Annotated in this window: 20 protein-coding genes; 7 read left to right on the plus strand and 13 right to left on the minus strand. The window is 59.6% G+C overall.

Annotated elements, in window-relative coordinates; all coding sequences use genetic code 11:
* Window positions 1-77: 77 nt before the first annotated feature.
* The 11 genes from GFS31_RS03620 to GFS31_RS03670 form a co-directional block, all read right to left on the minus strand.
* On the minus strand, window positions 78-1502 hold the full coding sequence (locus tag GFS31_RS03620; protein ID WP_198806906.1) for a Ni/Fe hydrogenase subunit alpha: 1425 nt from the start codon (window positions 1500-1502) through the stop codon (window positions 78-80).
* A 220-nt stretch (window positions 1503-1722) separates the two neighbouring features.
* Window positions 1723-1956, minus strand: a complete 234-nt coding sequence (locus tag GFS31_RS03625; RefSeq protein ID WP_198806907.1) for a Calvin cycle protein CP12 — start codon at window positions 1954-1956, stop codon at window positions 1723-1725.
* Window positions 1957-1976: 20 nt separating this feature from the next.
* Entirely contained in the window at window positions 1977-2528 is a 552-nt protein-coding gene (locus tag GFS31_RS03630; RefSeq protein WP_198806908.1) for an oxidoreductase, read from the minus strand.
* Window positions 2516-3232 carry a bidirectional hydrogenase complex protein HoxU gene (hoxU, locus tag GFS31_RS03635; RefSeq protein WP_198806909.1) on the minus strand — a complete coding sequence of 239 codons (717 nt, stop codon included), beginning with the start codon at window positions 3230-3232 and terminating at the stop codon, window positions 2516-2518. The genes GFS31_RS03630 and hoxU overlap by 13 nt, the downstream gene beginning before the upstream one ends.
* A 1-nt stretch (window position 3233) precedes the next feature.
* On the minus strand, window positions 3234-4259 hold the full coding sequence (locus GFS31_RS03640; RefSeq protein ID WP_198806910.1) for a medium chain dehydrogenase/reductase family protein: 1026 nt from the start codon (window positions 4257-4259) through the stop codon (window positions 3234-3236).
* Window positions 4260-4425: 166 nt separating this feature from the next.
* A complete protein-coding gene (locus GFS31_RS03645) occupies window positions 4426-6066 on the minus strand; it encodes a NuoF family protein (RefSeq protein WP_198806911.1) in 1641 nt (546 codons plus the stop codon).
* A 155-nt stretch (window positions 6067-6221) separates the two neighbouring features.
* A complete protein-coding gene (hoxE, locus tag GFS31_RS03650; RefSeq protein WP_198806912.1) occupies window positions 6222-6752 on the minus strand; it encodes a bidirectional hydrogenase complex protein HoxE in 531 nt (176 codons plus the stop codon).
* Between the two features lie 520 nt (window positions 6753-7272).
* The gene (locus GFS31_RS03655) at window positions 7273-7488 is read right to left on the minus strand and encodes a hypothetical protein (RefSeq protein ID WP_198806913.1); all 216 of its coding nucleotides are present in this window, start codon (window positions 7486-7488) and stop codon (window positions 7273-7275) included.
* A gap of 232 nt (window positions 7489-7720) precedes the next feature.
* Window positions 7721-9220, minus strand: a complete 1500-nt coding sequence (locus GFS31_RS03660; RefSeq protein WP_198806914.1) for a DEAD/DEAH box helicase family protein — start codon at window positions 9218-9220, stop codon at window positions 7721-7723.
* Between the two features lie 15 nt (window positions 9221-9235).
* Window positions 9236-9976: a Tic22 family protein gene (locus tag GFS31_RS03665; protein ID WP_198806915.1), complete on the minus strand. Its 741-nt coding sequence runs from the start codon at window positions 9974-9976 to the stop codon at window positions 9236-9238.
* A 223-nt stretch (window positions 9977-10199) separates the two neighbouring features.
* Window positions 10200-11207, minus strand: coding sequence for an aspartate carbamoyltransferase catalytic subunit (locus GFS31_RS03670; RefSeq protein ID WP_198806916.1), 1008 nt, complete (start codon window positions 11205-11207; stop codon window positions 10200-10202).
* Window positions 11208-11712: 505 nt separating this feature from the next.
* On the opposite strand from GFS31_RS03670, the gene GFS31_RS03675 reads away from it, so the two are divergent.
* Genes GFS31_RS03675 through GFS31_RS03685 form a run of 3 tightly spaced genes read left to right on the plus strand, consistent with a single transcriptional unit; the run spans window position 11713 to window position 14866 of the window.
* Window positions 11713-12567 (plus strand): hypothetical protein, encoded by an 855-nt coding sequence (locus GFS31_RS03675; RefSeq protein ID WP_198806917.1) that lies wholly within the window; start codon window positions 11713-11715, stop codon window positions 12565-12567.
* Window positions 12568-12593: 26 nt separating this feature from the next.
* Window positions 12594-14258, plus strand: a complete 1665-nt coding sequence (locus tag GFS31_RS03680) for an NAD(P)H-hydrate dehydratase (RefSeq protein WP_198806918.1) — start codon at window positions 12594-12596, stop codon at window positions 14256-14258.
* On the plus strand, window positions 14258-14866 hold the full coding sequence (locus GFS31_RS03685; RefSeq protein WP_198806919.1) for a rhomboid family intramembrane serine protease: 609 nt from the start codon (window positions 14258-14260) through the stop codon (window positions 14864-14866). The genes GFS31_RS03680 and GFS31_RS03685 overlap by 1 nt, the downstream gene beginning before the upstream one ends.
* 91 nt (window positions 14867-14957) lie before the next feature.
* On the opposite strand, the gene rppA is transcribed toward GFS31_RS03685, so the two are convergent.
* Together rppA and cax are read right to left on the minus strand one after the other, a co-directional pair.
* Window positions 14958-15638, minus strand: a complete 681-nt coding sequence (gene rppA / locus GFS31_RS03690) for a two-component system response regulator RppA (RefSeq protein ID WP_198806920.1) — start codon at window positions 15636-15638, stop codon at window positions 14958-14960.
* A gap of 71 nt (window positions 15639-15709) precedes the next feature.
* Entirely contained in the window at window positions 15710-16789 is a 1080-nt protein-coding gene (cax, locus tag GFS31_RS03695; protein WP_198806921.1) for a calcium/proton exchanger, read from the minus strand.
* 201 nt (window positions 16790-16990) lie between these two features.
* On the opposite strand from cax, the gene rpmI reads away from it, so the two are divergent.
* The 4 genes from rpmI to GFS31_RS03715 all read left to right on the plus strand — a co-directional run bounded on the left by rpmI (window position 16991) and on the right by GFS31_RS03715 (window position 19143).
* Window positions 16991-17188, plus strand: a complete 198-nt coding sequence (rpmI, locus tag GFS31_RS03700; protein ID WP_190493521.1) for a 50S ribosomal protein L35 — start codon at window positions 16991-16993, stop codon at window positions 17186-17188.
* 116 nt (window positions 17189-17304) lie between these two features.
* On the plus strand, window positions 17305-17658 hold the full coding sequence (rplT, locus tag GFS31_RS03705) for a 50S ribosomal protein L20 (protein WP_198806922.1): 354 nt from the start codon (window positions 17305-17307) through the stop codon (window positions 17656-17658).
* A 119-nt stretch (window positions 17659-17777) separates the two neighbouring features.
* Window positions 17778-18494: a transporter substrate-binding domain-containing protein gene (locus GFS31_RS03710; RefSeq protein ID WP_225907554.1), complete on the plus strand. Its 717-nt coding sequence runs from the start codon at window positions 17778-17780 to the stop codon at window positions 18492-18494.
* 109 nt (window positions 18495-18603) lie between these two features.
* The gene (locus GFS31_RS03715; RefSeq protein WP_198806924.1) at window positions 18604-19143 is read left to right on the plus strand and encodes a tetratricopeptide repeat protein; all 540 of its coding nucleotides are present in this window, start codon (window positions 18604-18606) and stop codon (window positions 19141-19143) included.
* Window positions 19144-19180: the final 37 nt, after the last annotated feature.

The raw sequence follows: 19180 nt of genomic DNA on the forward strand, positions 1-19180 counted from the left end.
CCAAGGCGGATAAAATGACAAACCCGCCTTGGATGATGTAATGCAAGGAGCTAGACGTGAAATTTCTTCACGCTTACCTACCGATACACCTCCCGAATCACGCCCCCATCGGCAGCGACCAACTGCACATGGAGGGGCATTTGCCCTGCGGCGTGGGTGGAGCAGGAGAGGCAGGGGTCGTAGCAGCGGATTCCGGCTTCGACGCGGTTGAGGAAGCCTTCGGGGATATCTTCGCTGTGGATGTAGTGTTTGGCGATTTGGGTGACGGTTTTGTTCATGGCCAGGTTGTTTTGGCCCGTGGCGATGATCAGGTTTACCTTTTCGATCAGGCCGTTGTCGTCTACTTTGTAGTGGTGGAAGAGGGTGCCACGGGGGGCTTCGCTGACGCCGACCGCTTCTAGGGCATTCACTCCGGCGTGGGCGCGGACGCGGGTGGAGAGGATATCGGGGTCATCCATCAGGATTTGGATGTGCTCTAGGCAGGCGAGGATTTCCACCAGGCGGGCGTAGTGGTAGAGGAAAGAGGAGGTGGGTACGCCGCCCGCGTAATCGCGCAGGTTTTGCAGTTCGGCGTCGGCTTGGGGGGTGCCGATGCGGTCGCACACGTTGAGCCGTGCCAGGGGGCCGACGCGGTAGATGCCGTCGGGGTAGCCCATGGGTTTGTAGTAGGGAAACTTGAGGTAAGACCAGCTTTCCACCGCTTCGCCGAGGAAGGTTTGGTAGTCGTCTTCACTCAGGTTATCGGCGACGATGTTGCCGCTGCTGTCGGAGAAGCGCAGGTGGCCGTCGTAGTGTTCCCACAGGCCGTCCTTGCTGACGAGACCCATGAACAGGGAGGGAAATTCGCCGAAGACCTCCACTTCTTCCTTCATGGGGCCGTTGATGAGACCTTTGAAGATGTCCAGGGCTTTGCGGATGGTCTCGAAGGATTCGGGCAGACGGTCTACGATCCAGGCGCGGCCTTCTGCGCTGAGGGGTTCGCGGACGCCACCGGGGACTGTCCAGGCGGCGTGGATTTTGCGACCGCCGAGGATTTCGATCACCTTTTGGCCAAACTGGCGCAGACGAATTCCGGCGCGGGCCAGGTCGGGGTCAGCGGCGATGAGGCCAAAGACGTTGCGTTTGGCGGGGTCGCTATCCCAGCCCAGCAAAAAGTCGGGGCTGCTGAGATGGAAGAAAGAAAGGGCGTGGGACTGGGTGAGTTGGCCCAGGTTCATCAGGCGGCGCAGTTTGTCGGCGGTTTCGGGGATTTTCACCGCCAGGATTTTGTCTCCGGTTTTGGCGGAGCAAATCAGGTGGCTGACGGGGCAAATGCCGCAGATGCGGGCGGTAATTCCGGCCATTTCAGTGTAGGGACGGCCTTCGCAGAACTTTTCAAACCCCCGGTATTCCACCACATGGAACTGGGCATTGGATACGTTGCCCGCATCATCCAAAAAGACCGAAATTTTGGCGTGGCCTTCAATGCGAGTGACGGGGTCGATGACTACGGTTTTTGCCATGGTGGGGTCTCCGGGGAGGGTGAAAGGTGGGTTGTGGCCCTCACCCCCAACCCCTCTCCCCAAGGGAGAGGGGGGCCGAGCCGTTCTCCGGTTTCCTCAGCGTGAGAGGGCTAGGGGGTAGGTTCTCTGGTGTTCTCTATCGGATAGGAGAACGTTAGCGTGAGAGTTTTCCGGTTCCCTCTCCCACGGGGAGAGGGAGAGGGTGAGGGCGAGCAGGGGCTTAGCTGTCGTACATCAAGCCTTCGATGGCATCGGGGTTTTCTTCGAGGTACTTGTCGAAGCCCGTTTGCTTGGGCTTTTGGTGCTGGTGAGACACTTCGGCCCGCATCTCTTCGACGGCATCCCAGGCGGCGGCGGCTTCGGGGGAGGTTTCGCCCTTCTCTGCCGTTACCTGGTGGGCATAGTCGATGGCCTTTTGCAGTTCTTCATTGAACTCTTTGCTGTCAACGCTCATGGTTGTTCCTCCTAATCGAACTATCCGAATTTAATCATTTCGCGTCCTACCATATCGGGCTGTTGCCCGTGGAGTAGCGGTTCAATGGTAGCCCGGATGCGATCGGCAGAGGGAGGACAACCGGGCATAAAGATATCCACGGGGACGATCTCGTGGACGGGGGTGACCCGATCCATCAGTTCCGGCACGATGCCCGGAGCATGGGGAAGCTGGGCGTTTTCGTCCGCCAGTTCCAGGTAGCCGCGCTTGAGCACGCCCTCAGCACTGTTGCGCAGCATATTCCGCATGGCGGGCACGTTGGCCGTTACCGCACAATCCCCAAAGGAGATCAAAACCTTGGTTTTGCGGCGCACTTCGTAGATCAACTCCAGGTTGTCTTCGTTGGCCACCGCCCCTTCTACTAGGCACACATCCACATTGTCGGGATAGTCCTTCAGGTCGCAGCCCACGGGGCTATAGACCACCTCCACCAGGTCGGCCAGGTCAATTAAAAATTCATCCAAATCCAAAAACGACATGTGGCAGCCCGAACAACCCGCCAGCCATACCGTGGCAAACCTTATCTTGTCCATTGATGCTTCTCCCGTGCGGTGGATAGAAATTCGAGCTTCTCGGCGTCGGCCTGTTTTTCGCCCGTGGTGCTGCCTTGCTTAAAGATGGCCCCCGTCGGGCAGGCATCCACGCATTTGCCACAGGAGGTACAGGCGTCCACCTCGCCCCAAGGTTGATCCAACCCGGAGACAATGTAACAAGCCGCGCCCCGATTGCCCACATCCCAAACGTGGGCACCCTCCACCTCGTCGCAAACGCGAACGCAGCGGGTGCAGAGAATACAGCGGTTGTGGTCAATGCCGAAGAGGGGATGGGAGAGATCGACGCCGCGATCCGGGAAACGGTAGGGGAAACGGCTGTGATCCATGCCCACTTCGATGGCCACATCCTGCAATTCGCAGTTGCCATTGGCCACGCAGATGGAGCAAACGTGGTTGCCCTCGGCAAAAATCAGCTCCACCGTCATGCGGCGATACTCTTGCAGCTTGGGCGTTTGGGTGTGGATCACCATGCCCTCCCACACCTCCGTCACGCAGGCGGGCAGCATCTTGTTCATGCCCTCAATTTCCACCAGGCAGAGGCGACAGGCCCCCACCGGAGTCACGCCCTCCAGGTGGCAGAGCTTGGGGATGGCCACGCCAGCTTCCTGGGCGGCATCCAAAATGCTGGTGCCCGCCTCCACGGCAATGTCTTTGCCATCAATATTTAGGGTGTTTACGGCCATATTAAGCTCCTTCGCCAGTACAAACCAAAACCAACTGTCCCGCCACCGCCCCCCGGTCGAGCAACTGGTGAGCCGCCACGGCCTCCCGCAGGGGCAACCGCTGGGCAATCACCGGACGAACGCGCCCCGCCGCCAGCCAGTCCAGCAGAATGGCGAGATCCTGCTTAAACCAGTCGGGATGGGATTGCTTCAGTCCGGTAATGCTGTAAAACGAGACCCGTTTGCCATCGGGCCGAACTTTGAGGGCGGTCATCAACCCAAAGGTCGCGGCAACCATAAGCTGCCGCTGCCGACTCTGCATCGCCGCCGAAAAGCCGTAGCTCAGCAGATGCCCACCGGGGGCCAGGGTTTGGTAGGACGGCCACAGATGCCCGCCGCCAATGCCGTCAAACACCGCATCCACGCCGTTTTGACTGAGGGTACGGACTCGCTCAACAAAGTCCTCGTGCTGGTAATCGATGGGAATGCCCCCTAACTGCCGCACGAGATCGTGCTTAGTGGCAGAGGCCGTCCCGTACATTTCTAGTCCTAGGATTTGGCCGATTTCCAACAGCGCCGTACCCACGCCGCCCCCCGCCCCGTGGATCAGCACCCGCTGTCCTGCTTGCAGTTTGGCGACCCGGTGGATCAACTGATACGCCGTGACGTATTGCAGCACCAAACAGGCCGCTTCGTTGGCATCTACCCCGTCGGGCAGGGGCACCAGTTCGTCCGCCGCCACACAGAGGGATTCGCTATAGCCCCCGGTGACAGTGAGCGCGACGACTCGTTGACCGACGGTAAAGCCCGTGACCGCTTCCCCCAGTTGGTCAATTTCGCCCACCACTTCGTAGCCTGGAGAAAAAGGCGGCTTGGGAATGCCGGGATACATCCCTTCGCGAATCAGCACATCCGTATAGGCCGCACCCACCGCCAACACCCGCAGCCGCACCTGGTCGGGCTGGGGGAAGGGCAATTCGGCCTCCTCGATCAGTTGCAGCACCTCGGCGTTCCCGTGGCGGGGGATGATCACACGCTGATAACTCATGGCGACCTCCTGGTATGGCGAAATGGTTGTTGGCGCAGCTTGGCCCTCACCCCCAGCCCCTCTCCCAGGGAGGAGAGGGGGGCCGGAGTTCTCAAAGTCCCTCTCCCATTTTGGGAGAGGGATTTAGGTGTAGCTTGCTTCCCGCAGGGTGGGCAAAACCCGGACTTCATGCGTTCACCTCTTGGGGCGCTTCCTTGCCGTTGAGGTCGCTGAGGTATTCCGGTTCGATTAGGAGTTCCTCGTACTCTTCCCGGAAGTATTTCAGGGTGCTGAGGACGGGGTTCGGCGCGGTTTGGCCCAGGCCGCAGAGGCTAGTGTCGCGCACCATTTCGCAGAGGGCTTCCATTTTGGCCAGGTCGTCCTTGGTGGCTTGGCGCTTGAGGATTTTGGTCAGCATGGCGTAGAGCTGCACCGTGCCCGTGCGACAGGGAACGCATTTGCCGCAGGTTTCCCCTCGGCAGAACTCCATATAGAACTGGGAAATGCCGACCATGCTAGTGGAATCATCCATCACCACCATGCCGCCCGACCCCATCATGGAGCCGACCTTGCGGAGGGAGTCGTAGTCCACCGGGGTATCCAGCATGGATCGCGGGATGCAGCCGCCGGAGGGGCCACCCGTTTGCACCGCCTTCACCTCGCCATCGGGGACGCCGCCGCCCATTTCCTCCACGATCTGCCGCAGGGAAATGCCCATCGGCACTTCAATCAGGCCGTTGTTGCGGATTTTGCCCGTCAGCGCAAAGATTTTGGTGCCCTTGCTGTTGTCGGTGCCAATGCTGGAATACCAGTCCGCCCCGTTGCGAATAATGGCGGTAATATTGGCCAGGGTTTCCACGTTGTTGATCAGGGTTGGGCAGTCGTACAAGCCCTTTTGGGCCGGATAGGGAGGCCGAGGAATGGGGTTGCCGCGCCCGCCTTCGATAGACTGAATCAGCGCCGTTTCTTCGCCGCAGACAAAGGCCCCCGCCCCAATGCGGATGTCGATTTTAAAGTCGAAGGGGGATTCAAAAATCTGGCTGCCCAACAGGCCGTACTTTTTGGCTTGCTGAATGCCCTTCTGCAACCGGGCAATGGCCAGGGGATATTCCGCCCGCACGTAGATATAGCCGTGGTTGGCACCCACCGCATAGCCCGCAATGGCCATGCCTTCCAGAACGAGATGGGGATCGCTCTCTAGGATGCTGCGATCCATAAATGCCCCCGGATCGCCCTCATCGCCGTTGCAGATGATGTACTTCTGGCCTTCGGGCATCTTCGCCACCGTGGCCCACTTCAGCCCGGTGGGATAGCCGCCGCCGCCCCGCCCTCGCAGGCCGCTCTTAGAAATTTGATCCACCACCTCGGCAGGGGTCATTTCGTAGATCGCCTTGTGCAGGGACTCGTACCCGCCCACGGCAATGTATTCCTCGATCCGTTCCGGGTCGATTTTGCCGCTATACTCCCGCACCACCCGCATTTGCCGCGCAAAGAAGGGATGGTTCACATCCCCCTGAATGGGCTGAGCCGTGCCACCATCCATCGCTTCAATGATGCTGGCCGCTTGGTCGGGGGTCACTTCTTCGTAGAGCAGTTCGTCAGGATCCACCTGCACCAGGGGGCCACGGCCACAAAAGCCCATGCAGCCCACGCCGACGACTTCCACCCGATCCTCCAGGTTGTGATCCGTCACCGCCTGCTTCAAATTGCCGTAGATGCCCATGGCATCCGCCGCCCGACAGCCCGTGGAGGTACAGCAATGCACCCGCACCGACTTTTGGCGTTCCTGTTCCGCCTGGGCGACGGCCTTGAGTTCTTGTAAATCCATGATGTGTCTCCTGTAGGAGGGGCGTTATTCGTTATTTGGGGGGCGTTATTCGTTATTCGTTATTTGGGGGGCGTTATTCGGGGTTAGGTTAGCGGATCAAGGACAGCAATATGGATCCACCCAGTAACCAGTAACCAACAACCAATAACCAAAATTCACCCCTCCCCTTCCCAAACCTTGACCTTGGCGACGGCTTCCTCTGGCGAGAGCTTGCCGCCCACGGTGCCGTCAAACACCACGGCGGGGGCAATGCCACAGGCTCCAAGGCAGCGGGCCGCCATTAGGGACACCTTGCCGTCGGGGGTGGTTTCGCCCAGTTCGATGCCCAGTTCCGCTTGCAGCTTTTCCACCACCTTGTCGCCGCCCTTCACATAGCAGGCGGTACCCATGCAGACCACACAGGTGTGGGCACCATTGGGCTTGAGGGAAAACAGGTGATAAAACGTGGCGACCCCATAGACCTTGCTGAGGGGCAGTTTCAGGCCGTGGGCGACGTATTGCAGCACGTCTTCTTCCAAAAAGCCAAAGGCTTCCTGGGCGACGTGGAGCACCTCAATCAGGGCATCGGGGGCATACTGCTGCCGCTTCATGGTGATATCGAGGCGTTTGAAGCGCAGATCGGGCTTGGCGGCTTTTTCCTTTTTGGCGGTGGGTTCAACGGCGGACGTGGTAGCAGTGGGTGACATGGCACAACCCTTTGTAGAGGTCGGTTATAGCCCTAGAAAGCACTACAACCAAAGTGGCAAACAAAATGGCGAGAAAGAATGGTTTAGTAATCCAAACTTACTTTCAAAATAGTTGGTGTTTGGCAGAAAACAATTTAAGAGAATCTTATGATTTTGGGTAGAGAAGTCTAAGAAATTTCAACGCAAATGGAGAATCGTGGACGCTGGATATCCGTGGATTCAGGTAGGATGAACAGAAGGACACTTAATCGGTCAGTACGCTATCTCAGTCGATGCATTTAACAACATTAGACTTTCAAAAGTCCGCCGATTCAGACCTCTAGCCCAATCTCACGTTATCTGATCCCCCCAGAAAAATCAGGGTTCTATTCACAGATCTACACCATTAGAAATTCCTGGCTTTCTTTCACCTTGCAAATTGTGAATCACTACCGTTAAAGAATAGATTTTCTTAAGCATTCAAGGCCAAGCCCACTGTTTGCGACAGATATTGTTGGCGAGAGATGCGTGGATGCCAAGCCTAAAACAGGGTCAAATCCCATTCCGCATCGCTAAATTGGTCTGGCCCTACTAGTTCAGCTCGGATGGCGAGGTAGCGGCTGCAATAGATCGACGACTGCTTGAAGCGCGGGTTGGGGCGTCCGGCCAGGGCGTCTTGCTCGGCGTAGGCTTCGAGGTATTCTGGGGCAATGGCCTGGGTTTTCACCTGGACAGAATGCGATTCAGGGGCAGACATGGGCTCCTCCCACCGTAATAGCGGATTTTCCTGCCTCTAACGATAATCCCGATGACTGAGAAGTGGGTCAGATTTTCAAAAGGTTTAAGGCGGCGGGTGGTTTGGCAGGGGGTGATGGAGCGGGGCCGCTTCTGGCCTTGGTCGGTGGCTAGCTTGGTATGCGGCTAGCTTGCGATGGGATCCGCCAGAACCTACGAAAGCCCCAGGACTTAGGGCGTGTTAACCGTCCGTGTTAACCGTCCGTGGGGGGGCTATCAGGGTAGGGGGGTGCTGAACCAGGATCGGCCACCTTGGGCAAAGGGCTGTCCTCAACGGCGTAGAGGGGTTGGTTGGGTACCAGTTCGAGTTGCCGGGGACGCCGAGGCTGAACAGCTGCCTGACGGCGTTGGGAGACATTTTCCTCGGTGGTTTCCTCCGCTACCACTTCGTAGAGGATGGCCTGTTTGTGGCCACTGCCCTTGCGAAGGATGCGGCCTAGGCGCTGCACATACTCGCGGGTGGAACCCGTCCCCGACAGCAAAATAGCGATGCGGGCGTCGGGCACGTCTACGCCTTCGTTGAGAACGTGGCTGACGACCAGGGTAGGATAGTCGCCCTGGCGGAAGGCTTGCAGGATGGCGTGGCGTTCCTTCACCGGGGTTTGGTGGGTGATGGCGGGGATGAGAAAGCTTTGGGAAATGCGGTAGACGGTGGCGTTGTCGTTTGTGAATATGAGAGTGCGCTCTGGGTGGTGCTGGGCCAGCAGGTCTTCTAAAACGCGCAGCTTGCCTTCGGTGCCGAGGGCGATGGTTTTGGCTTCTCGGTGCGCCAGCATGGCCCGCCGTCCGGCTTGGGATTGGGCGCTGGCCCGCACAAATCGCTGCCAGCCCTGGGCAGAACTCAGCCAGATGTTAGCCTCCTGCAAAAAGCGGTTGCGCTGGGCGATCCGTTGGTCGTAGCGGTGGCGTTCCTGATGGGAGAGCTTGACCTTAATCGGCACAATCTCAAAGGGGGCGAGGGCGTGGCCGGAGAGATCTGCCGCCGATTTTTCGTAGACCACGGTTCCCAGCAGGTGGGTAAGGTCTTCGTGGCGACCATCGGCGCGGTCGGGGGTGGCGGTGAGGCCCAGGCGATAGGGTGCAATGGAATACTCGGCAATCACCCGGTTAAAGTCGCTGGGCAGGTGGTGGCATTCGTCGCAGATCAGCAGGGCGTATTGGTTGCCCAGACTTTCGGCGTGGATGGCGGCGCTGTCGTAGGTGGCCACCAAAATTGGGGTGCGATCCTTTGATCCACCCCCCAACAGCCCCACCTCCACATCGGGAAACGCCGCTTCCAAATGGGCATACCACTGGTGCATCAAATCCAGGGTCGGCACGGTGATCAAGGTATGGCGCGGCGTGGCCTGCATCGCCATCTGGGCCAGGTAGGTTTTGCCGGAAGCCGTCGGCAGCACCACCACCCCGCGCCAGCGATTTCTCACCCAAGCCGCCAGAGCTTCCTTTTGGTGGGCGTAGGGTTCCATCGTCATCTTGGGGGCCAAATCCAACGGCTGAAACCCCTGGGCTTGGTCGTTAAAGGCCACTTGTTCTGCCCGCAGGGTTTCCACCAGAGCACGATACTGATGGGCCGGAATGCGGAATTTCTCTACCCGGTCGTCCCAGTGGGCAAAGTCCATCCAGCCCTTACCCCGTGGGGGCGGGTGCAAAATCAGCGTGCCCCGGTCGTAGGTGAGGGTGGAGGTGCGGCCCATGGGCGAAAACTGACGCTAGCGCGAGGGTTGGTCTTGCCGCTGGCGGATGGTCTCGATAAATTCCAACACGTCGCTGGAAGGAAAGAGACGAACCTGATTGAATTGGTTATTGGTGGTGGTGTCGTCGCTATCGGCCATGGCTGCCAGCAGCCACTCCAAGGACATCACCTCTACCTCAATGTCCTGGGCTCCGGCGGGGTTGTCCTCAAAGACCCAGTTCACGTAGGTTTGTAGGTCTTCGCGGGAGAAAAACATCGGCAGCGACACCTCATCGCCCTGCACAAAGGGGAGGTAGGAGTTGCTGTTGGCGCGTCGGGGTACAAATAGAGGTACACCCTGAAATTCAGGCTGGATAGCCACCGCCGCCGTCACTTCAGACCGGATAGGGAAGTAGAGGAGGGGAGCGACCCCGTTGCTGTCGGCCATTTCGCGGTAGACACTGCCTAGGTCAACCACTTCAATTTGAGCATCCTGACCGTTCGCTTCCACTTGGTTGAGCACAGCGGCAGCGGTGGGGCCATCCAAAAACACCACTGGGGCTTGAACGTTGGCATCGGTCTCGCTGACGGCCTTGAGGCGTTCTCCCTGGGCATCCAGAATCATAAAGACCGGGATTTGGGTAAGCTTGCTGGCAATTTGTTCGGCGGTGAGAGCCCAAGCCTGCTGGGCCATTCCAACCAGGCTCAACGCCAACCCACCTGCCACCGCCCTAACCACGGAAAGGGAGACGCCCATACCAGGGAACAATTTGCGCATAAAGCCTTCCAAGATTTTTTGAGGGATTCTACCATACCAGGTCTTTATCCTAGCCAGGGTGAGGTGAGCCTCATCGTGCCAGTGTGACAGTCTATGGCTTGGCTATAGGCAAATCTATCGTCCCTGGGGGTGTGCCGCTAGAGCCACGGTGGTTTGAGGGATGGGGGACGCTGCACGAACGCGCCAACGGACGGTCATGGGACGGGCCGCGAGGCGAACTGGCCTACTCGCCCTTGCCTACCCCCATCAGATAGAGAAGCGCCATGCGGACAGCCACGCCGTTGGTGACTTGCTCACTAATCAGGCTGAGGTTGGGGTCATCCATGAGGTCGGAGCTGATTTCTACACCGCGATTGGCGGGGCCGGGGTGCAGCACCTTCACTGTGGGCTGGCAAACTTGCAGTCGGTCGCGGGTAAGGCCGAAGTTCTCGTGGTACTCCCGCAGGCTGGGTAGCCGATGCTGGGTCATGCGTTCCTTTTGGAGGCGCAGGGTCATGACAAAATCGGCCCCTTCTAGGGCGGGGGCGAGGGTGCTGTGCTGCACTACGCGGCGGGGAATACCCAGGGGCGACTGCTGTATAAAGGCTTCGGCAAAGCCCGGTGGCAGCAGGGTGGGCGGGGCGGCGAGGTGCACTTCGGCCCCACAGGCGGTGAGGCTCCAGAGGTTGGAACGGGCTACCCTGGAGTGCAAAATATCCCCCACAATGGCGACTTTCAGCCCCGCTAGGGCTTGGCTGGTGGGTTGTTCTGGGTTGAGGGTCAGGGCCAGGGTAAACAGGTCTAGCAGGGCCTGGGAGGGATGGGCATGGAGCCCGTCGCCGCCGTTCAGCACCCCCACGCCGCTGTGGATGCGATCCATCTCATCGGCAATGGTCTGGGGCACTCCGGCGTCCTGGTGGCGGATTACCATCAGGTTGGTGCCCATGGCCAGGTAGGTTTTGGCCGTATCGAGGATGGTCTCGCCCTTGGTGAGGGAGGAGGTGCCCGGCGCAAAGTTGAGGACATCCGCCGACAGCCGTTTCGCCGCCAGTTCAAAGCTGCTGCGGGTGCGAGTGGAAGGCTCGAAGAACATATTTGTAACCACCACCCCCTGCAAGGCCGGAACCTTGCGCGTACGGCGGGACAGCACATCCCGAAAGCTTACGGCGGTCTGGGTTACGGTCTCCAGGTCTGCCGCCGTAAAATCTGCCAAGGACAATACATGCCGCCGCTCCCAGGTCGCCTCAGTCATGGCCCCGTTCCCTCTATCCCGTTATTGACCAGTCTGCCGTCCTCACCATACCCGGAAGCGTCCCCCTCCTACACCTGTTTTTTAACCTGGGATTAGAGATTGGGGCACAAGGCTGGCGGTGAGGCTGGCGACAACGTTTGGGGAGCGGTTTGAGGCGACATTTTTAGACGCTCTATTGAGACCCTTTCGACGACGGCTTGGGGAGCGGTTCTGGAACGATTTGCAATGATTCACTTTGAATAATCTGCGCTAACATCCACTTGGCTAGGAGCAGTATGGGCCGCAACACCAAGGGCTCCTAGGGGTGCTGGGTTGCCTGTTGGCCCAGGTTTGCGAGACCTGTGATGTGGGCTTGACAACCGAGCCCTGCACACATCAGTCCATGTTGTTGTGATGGGTAGGAGTGGTGAATACCATGCAGCATGATTCCCGATTAGTTCCGAGATTAGGTTGGTTAAGCCCAGGATCTCCTGCGTCTCGTTGCGCTCGCTCCCTGGGCCTTGGGGTGTTGTCGGTCTTAACCCTTGTGTCTTGGGTGGGCCACGGTGCTGCCCAGGGCCAAGACTACGACATTGTGCCGCCCCTGCCCGTTGGCGTGGTTCCGGTGCCCAGCAGCCCCATGCCCCAGGCTCCGAGCAGTGGTCAACAGTTTGTGGTGTTTGTGAATGACACCAGCGAAGCTACCCTGCGTCAGGTGCAGATGATCGAGCCTACGGCCTTTCGGACAACCTTCCAGGGCCGACCTGTGATTCAGGCGGGGCGATTTAACCATTCGGCCAATGCCCAAATGCGGGTCAATGACCTCGCGGGTCGGGGAATTTCGGCCCAGATGAGCGCCGCCCCTGCTGCCCAGCCCGTCTTTGCCCAAACCCCGGCCCTGCCCGGTAATGTCTATGCCGCCGCTGGCACCCTGCCGCCCCTGCCCGGAGTAACCGTGATCCCCCCTGCTGGGGTTGCGCCTCTGCCGATGCCCAGCCAAATGCCCCCGGTCAGCCCGTCTGGCTCCGGCAACGTGGAGTTTGGCCAGCAGTTGTCCTACACGGCCCCCGCTAGCCCTGCCAACAGCTATCCGGTGAATATGCCTCCGCCCAGCGGCACCACGGCCCTGGCTTCCCCGGCGGCATCCCCCACCAGCGCTCCCTTCTATGTGGTGATTCCCACCTCGGCAAACAACCTCCAATCCCTCAGCGCCCAGGTGATTCAGCTCGGCACCCCGCCGGATCGGGTGCAGATGCGGACGGAACCCCGTGGCCCCCATGTGGCCGTTGGCCCCTTTGCCGACCGAGGCTTGGCCAACCAGTGGAACAATTTTTATCGGGATGCGGGCTTTGGCGGCAGCCGCGTTTTCTTTCAGCGCTAGGTTGGCGTTCCTAAGGTAGCGTGGCTATGGGTTCTCCGCTGGGCTCAACGCATTCTGGCGCTGCTGTTGTTGCGGCTCCGTCGCCCGATTGGGTGGTGACAGCGGCCACCATGCAGGCCATCGAAACCGCGATGTTTGAGGCTGGTATGCCCGTCGCCGCCCTGATGGAAAAGGCGGCCCAGCGGCTAGCGGCCTGGGTGATGGCGGAATATCCTAGCGTGGCCTACCCACGGGTAGCGGTGCTGGTTGGCCCTGGGCACAATGGCGGCGATGCCCTGGTGGTGGCGCGGGAGATGGCCCATCGAGGCTATAGCGTTCAGGTGCTTGCCCCCACCGACCGCCACAAAAGCCTCACCGCCGATCACCTACGCTATGTCTGTGCCCTGGGGGTGCCGATTGCCCCAGGGCTGTCCGATGATGCGCCTTCTCAGGCCGTGGATCTCTGGATTGACGGTCTGTTTGGCTTTGGCCTAGAGCGTTCCCTAGAAGGATCCCTTGCCGACTTAGTGGCGGTGGTGAATGCCCACCCGGCTCCGGTGGTGAGTCTGGATTTGCCCTCCGGGCTCCACACCGACACCGGGAACGTCCTAGGTGTGGCTGTTCGGGCTACTCATACCCTTTGCCTGGGGCTGTGGAAGCGGGCCTTTTGCCAGGATGTCGCCCTGCCCTACCTGGGCCATCGCCATCGGATTGATTTTGATATCCCGCCCTTTGCCCTAGCCGCAGGGTTAAATAACTTGCCCCCGGTGCGCCACATCAGCACCTCAGACGCCTTGGCCCGCCTGCCCTTGCCCCGTGCGGCCAATTGCCACAAGTATCAGGTCAGTCACTTGCTGATCGTGGCTGGATCGCGCCAGTATGCCGGGGCGGCGCTGCTGGCAGGATTGGGGGCGAGGGCCAGCGGCGTGGGGATGCTCACCCTGGCGGTGCCGGAATCCCTGCGGTGGATGGTGGTGGCCCAACTGCCCGAAGCCCTGGTGATCGGATGCCCTGAAACCGACGCCGGAGCCATCGCCCAGTTTCCGACGGAATTAGCCCTCAATCGTTACGATGCGATTACCTGTGGCCCTGGCCTTTCGCGGCAGGCGGGGGCGGTGGTAGATGCAGTGTGCGCTACGGATCGCCCCCTCTTGCTGGATGCTGATGCCCTAAACCATCTCGCAGAACGGGATCCGATAGCGACCTTGGCCCAGCGCCCCGCCCCAACCCTGATCACCCCCCACCTCGGCGAGTTTCGGCGGCTGTTTCCTGATTGGTCTGCCCAGCCCTCCGAGCAATCCCTTGATTCCGGCCAATTAGCCCAAGCCGCCGCCGCCCACAGCCAGAGTATCGTCGTGCTAAAGGGAGCCTGTACCGCCATCGCCCACCCCGACGGTCGGCTATGGTTCAACGCTGACAGCACCCCCGGCCTCGCCCGTGGCGGCAGTGGCGATGTGCTGACCGGGCTCATGGGCGGACTCCTAGCCCAAGCCTTTGCCCCGTCCAGTCTTTCCCAACGCCAAGGCGATCCGCCACCCCCCAGTCATACCCTGGATTTAGCTCTAGATGCTGCCCTGGCTGGGGTATGGTGGCACAGTCAGACGGCCAAGGACATGGCAACTCGCCATACTGAACTGGGGGTGGATGGCCCCCGATTGGCTGCGGCCCTCACCGCCACCCTGGCCGCTCGTTCTCCTACCCTAAAGCTTTGATGACCGACTGGTTTGCCCTACCGCCCCTACCCGATGGCTTCCGCCAGGGGATTACCCTATTGACCTACTGGCTGCTGCTGATCTGGGCCTTGGCCATCGCCGATCTCTTCACCGGACGGCAGTTGTGGCGGCATTTAGGCATTCGGCCCCGTCGCCTGGGGGGGCTACCAGGCATCTTGGTTGCGCCCCTGCTGCACCAAGACTTTCGCCACGTCGCCGCCAACTCTGCCCCCCTGGTGATTTTGGGTAGCCTCATTTTGCTCCAAGGGCTGGAGGTGCTGGGACTGGTAACGGCTCTCTGCTGGCTACTCAGCGGCCTAGGTATCTGGATTCTGGGTCGTCGAGGCACCGTCCACCTGGGGGCCAGTGGGGTGGTGTTTGGCTATCTGGGCTTCTTGCTGCTGCGGGGCTATTTTGACCGCAGTCTGCCCGCCATGGCCCTGTCGATTTTTGTCGGGTTGCTTTACGGCGGTGCCCTGTGGGGATTGCTGCCCCTCCAGCGCGGCAAGTCCTGGGTGGGCCACGGCGCAGGATTTTTGGCCGGAGCCTGGGTGGCCCGTGATTTGGATGCCATCCAAACCTGGTGGATGCAGAATTCTGGCTGGTAAGGCAAGCCCCCGCTCCAATCTCTGAGGCTCCAGCCCGATCTCCGTGTCTCCGCGTCCCCACGCCCCCGTATCCCCGCGTCCCTAATCCCCCCTAATCCCCAATCCGATAGCCCTTGCCGTAGATGGTGTGGATCAGGGGTGGGGTGCCCTTGGGCTCAATTTTGCGGCGCAGCAGCCGCATCTGCGCCGCCAGCACATTGCTGCTGGGCAGGTCTTGGTCGCCCCACACGGCTTGGTAAATCTGCTCGTGGGGGAGGACTTGGTTGGGGTGGCGCAGCAGGTAGGCCAGCAGCGCCGTCTCCTTTTCGGATAGTTCGATGGCCTGTCCCCGACGGTAGGCGAGCTGATTGGCCTGATCTAGCTCCAGATCGCCAAAGCTAAACCGGGAGGGGGCTGGAGCAGATTCCAACGTTGCCGCCCGTCGGCCCAAGGCCCGTACCCGCGCCAGCAGTTCCCTCAGTTCAAAGGGTTTCACCAGGTAGTCATCGGCTCCGGCATCGAGGCCATCTACCCGATCATCCAGGGTGTCCTTGGCGGTGAGAAACAGCACCGGGGTTGGATCCTGGCGAGAGCGCACCTGGCGACAAATCTCTAGGCCATTGAGCTTGGGCAGCATCCAGTCCAGAATCAGCAGGTCATAGCCCCCCTGCTCGGCCATGGCGAGGCCCATCTCACCATCGGTGGCCACATCCACCTGATAGCCCTCGCGGGTCAGCAACCGACTGAGGGGGTCGGTGAGTTCCACTTCGTCATCCACTAACAGAATGTGCATGGTTTGCCCCAAGATCGTGATTCCCAGCGCCATGATTCCCAGCGCCATGATTCCCTAGAGTCCGCCGCGCCCTAGACCGGATGGAAGAAAAAGGCGGCTCCCAGCAGGGCAAAGGTGGACAGCAGCAGCACGCCCTCCAGCCAGTTGGATCGGCCATCCTGGCTGATTAGGTTCACCGTGGCGACGGCCACCGCCACCGCGACGACCTCAAACAGGCCAAAGTTTAAGTCCATGGGCTGATCGATGATTTCCCCAACAATCACGAGTATCGGGGCCACCAGCAGCGCCACCAGCAAACTCGATCCCATCGCCACCGACACCGCCAGATCCATATTGTCCTTAGCGGCCATGCGAACCGCAGTGACATATTCCGCCGCACCACCCACCAGGGGCAGCAAAATCACCCCGGTAAACAGCGGGGTTAGCCCCAGGCTTTCGGCGGCTTCCTCCACCGCCCCCACAAAAATCTCCGACATCACCGCCACGCCCAGGGTGGCCACCAGCAGCACCCCCACCCACAGCCAAATGTTGGGCTTCTCCTCATTGTGGCCCGATTCCTCGCTGTGATCACTAACGCCCACATCGTAGAGATAGCTGTGGGTTTTGAGGGAAAACAGCAGGGTGAGGGCATAGACGGCAATCATCACCACTGCCACAACAACAGACAACTGGCGAATCACCCCAGGTTCCACAATGTTGGAAGTGTTGATCACCAGGGCCGGAATCAGCACCGCCGTCACCGCTAGGCCCATGGTGGATCCGTTAATCCCCGCCACCTTTTGGTTAAAGGTTTGCTCCTTGTAGCGCAGCCCGCCCACAAACATCGACAGGCCCAGTACCAGGAGCGTGTTCGCCAAAATCGAGCCCGTAATGCTGGCCTTGACAATGTCAATCAGCCCCGCCTTTAGGGCCACCAGGGCAATAATCAGCTCCGTGGCATTGCCAAACACCGCATTCACCAATCCGCCAATGGTGGGGCCAGTCACTAGCGCCAGTTCTTCCGTGGCGGTACTGAGCCAAATGGCCAGAGGCAAAATCGCCACCGCCGACAGCCCAAACACCGTCAGTGCCCCCCATTCCAGGCGTTCCGCTACAATGGCGACGGGAATAAAGACCAGCAAACCGTAGGAAACCAGATTCTTGGTGCTCATTAGGGCCTCACGGCAAAAGAAGCCCCCAGGTCACTGTCCCAGGGGAGGTTTCCAGGATTTTAGCGGATCTTGCTGAAGGTCATCGCCCTTGTGGTTCGTGGAGAAGCCGAATTTTCCACGGACGATAGATTTTGCCGTAATGCCCAACCACAGGAATTCCCGTGATATGATTTAAGACTGTGTCGAAAATTAGGGTTAACCATGCCAAAACTGAAGTCTCGCAAGGCCGCCGCCAAGCGCTTTCGCCGCAGTGGCAGTGGCAAAATCATGCGCCGCAAAGCCTTTAAGAACCACCTGTTGCAGCACAAGAATGCTGAGCGCCGCTCTCGGCTGTCTAAGGCCGTTGTGGTCTCCGAGGAAGATGCGCCCAACGTGGAGCTGATGCTGCCCTATCTCTAGGCGGTGTCGCGGTTCAGGCTAGCTCTGATGAACGCCTATCGTCACCGCTGGTCTTGGTTGATTGGATCGAGCATATTTGATCGAGAGTAAACGTCTCCCCAAGGATTGAAAGAGTCATGGCACGTGTGAAGCGCGGCAATGTTGCCCGGAAGCGCCGCAATAAAATTTTGAAACTGGCGAAGGGCTTTAGAGGATCTCACTCGAAGCTGTTCCGCACCGCTAACCAGCAGGTGATGAAAGCCCTACGCTACGCCTATCGCGACCGCCGGAACCGGAAGCGCGATTTCCGTCGGCTGTGGATCACCCGCATCAATGCGGCGGCTCGTCTGCACGATATTAGCTACAGCCAACTGATGGGCCAACTGAAAAAGGCCAACGTCGAGATCAACCGCAAAATGCTGGCCCAAATGGCCGTGCTAGACCCGGACGGGTTTGCCAAAGTGGTTGAAGTGGCTGGCAACAAAGCCTAGATCCCAGACACAGCCTCAGTCATTGGCATGGTGATGAGGACACGGAGCAAGCGATGGCGATAGAGTTTCTCAAGATCGTATCGCTGAGTTTCGGACTAGTCCTGGGGATACAGACCGTTGTGTCCCCAGTTTTTGCTGCGGACTTAGCCACCATCCGCGCCCGAGGCTACCTGACGGTGGCCGTACGAGAGCATTGGCGTCCCCTGAGCTTTCGGGATGACACCGGGGAACTGGTGGGGTTAGAGGTCGATCTGGCCCGACAACTAGCCCAGCGCCTGTTCAACGATCCCAACGCTGTGGTGCTGGAGGTGGTGCCCAATCGGGATCGCCTGTCGGCGGTGCTAGAGGATCGGGTGGATCTAGCCATTGCGGGCCTTACCCAAACCCCTGAACGGATGCGGCTCGTCAGCTTTAGCCTGCCCTACTACCTCGACGGGGCTGGCTTTTTGGTGCTAGAAGATCGCCCCGTCACCCTTCAAAGCCTAGCCCAAGGGCGCATTGGCCTGCTCCAGGGGGCAAGTACCCTGGCGGCGGTGCGCTATCTGCTGCCCCAGGCCCAGTTGGTGCCCCTGCCCAGTTATCAAGCCGGACAGGGGGCTTTGAGTCAGGGCCAAGTGGATGTCTTTGCTGGGGATGTTAGTACCCTCGTGGGCTGGCAGCAGGAACAGACGGGCTACCGCCTCTTGCCCACGGTGATCACCGCTGATCCCTTGGCCATCGCCCTACCCCACGGATCCCAGCACCACGATCTGCGCCAGATGGTCAACCAAAGCCTGCGCGACTGGCACCAAAACGGCTGGCTGGAAGAACGCACTTCCTTTTGGGGACTACCCTAAGCCCTCGCCAGGGGCTAACTCGTGCCAAGATAGGAAGGGAGTTGGAGGGGAGCGATTCCCAGGCACAACCCTTCACCGCGCATTTAAAAAGAGGACGCTGATTTAAGCTATGGAGAACAGCAAGCTGCTTTTGACCTACCTGGCCATCCTGCTGGCGCTGCTGAGCGTAGCGGCTTTTTTTGTCGTGCGTCAGGTGCTCAAAACCCGCCGCATTGAGGGCACCCTGTCGCGCCTACAAAACAAGCTCACCAAGGAAAAGGGAACCGCCAAGGAATACTATGAACTCGGCAGTTTGTTGCTCGACAAAAAGCTCTATACCCAAGCGGCCCTCTATCTCCAGCAGGCACTCAAGCAGGTGGATGACGAGGAACTAGAGAATACCTCGTTGGTGTACAACGCCCTTGGCTACGCCTACTTTGCCCAGGAACAGTACGACCTTGCCATCCGCAACTACAAAGAAGCCCTCAAAATTGCGCCCGACTACGTAACGGCCCTCAACAACCTAGGTCACAGCTACGAGCGCAAACAACTGATGACCCAGGCCCTCGAAAGCTACGAGAGCGCCCTTGCCCTAGAGCCTAGCAACGGCACCGCCAAGCGTCGAGCGGAATCCCTCCGTAAGCGCCTGGTTCCCTCCTCAGGTCAGTAATTTCCGTGACTGGTAGATGGCCTAGCTTGGGTATCCT

Origin of the sequence: Leptolyngbya sp. BL0902 (assembly GCF_016403105.1) — a bacterium.
Taxonomy (GTDB): Bacteria; Cyanobacteriota; Cyanobacteriia; order Phormidesmidales; family Phormidesmidaceae; genus Nodosilinea.